Source organism: Rossellomorea sp. FS2 (assembly GCF_047915635.1).
Taxonomy (GTDB): domain Bacteria; phylum Bacillota; class Bacilli; order Bacillales; family Bacillaceae_B; genus Rossellomorea; species Rossellomorea marisflavi_A.
In genome coordinates this window covers 573,641-574,489 of the sequence record NZ_JBLRVS010000004.1, presented here as the reverse complement: position 1 = coordinate 574,489, position 849 = coordinate 573,641, and the positions used below count along the sequence as shown (strand labels likewise).

Sequence of the window (849 nt, the reverse complement as noted above, 5' to 3'; positions counted from 1 at the left end):
ATTTTATTTTATGGGGAATCTAAGAGCATCTTACGAATTATCTTCATGGCCATGGTGTTGAGCGCGGCTATTGGATTAAAGTTAATTAGTTAATTGGGAGTTGGATAACATGTCAGTATGGTTTACGGAGAAACAAACGAAGTCTTTCGGAATCACCGGGAAAGTTCGTCGCACGCTTGAGAGTGAGCAGACGGATTTTCAACAGCTAGAAATGCTGGAGACAGAAGAGTTCGGCAATATGCTGCTACTCGACGGGATGGTCATGACATCGGAGAAAGACGAATTCGTCTATCATGAAATGATCGCTCATATTCCATTATTCACTCACCCTTCACCCAAAAAGGTGTTGGTCGTCGGTGGAGGAGATGGCGGGACGATCAGGGAAGTGCTGAAGCATCCAGGTGTCGAGAGTGTGATGCAGGTAGAGATTGATGGCAAAGTGGTGGAATACTCGAAGAAACATCTGCCGACGATTTCATCCAGCTACGGGAATGCCCGTGCTGAACTGCTGATCGGAGATGGGTTTGAGCACATCATCAAGAGCGAAGGCGTCTATGACGTCATCCTGGTCGATTCAACAGAACCCGTTGGTCCTGCTGCGGGCTTGTTCACGAAGGGATTTTATGCGGGCATTGCCAAAGCACTGAAAGAAGATGGGATATTTGTGGCCCAGACAGACAACCCGTGGTTCAAATCGGAGCTAATCAAAAATGTCATGAGGGACGCAAGCGAGGTATTTCCGATCACTCGCCTATATACGTGTAATATCCCAACCTATCCAAGCGGGATGTGGACCTTTACGATGGGTTCGAAAGTGTATGATCCATTGGATGTGTCAATGGAGAACAT

At 47.0% G+C, this 849-nt stretch carries 1 protein-coding gene and 1 pseudogene; both read left to right on the top strand.

Annotated elements, in window-relative coordinates:
* Positions 1 to 93: pseudogene (locus ACNA6I_RS13835) on the top strand (QacE family quaternary ammonium compound efflux SMR transporter); the annotation flags it as partial.
* A gap of 16 nt (positions 94 to 109) precedes the next feature.
* The coding region (speE, locus tag ACNA6I_RS13830) for a polyamine aminopropyltransferase (RefSeq protein WP_416313572.1) at positions 110 to 849 on the top strand (740 nt) is incomplete at its 3' end.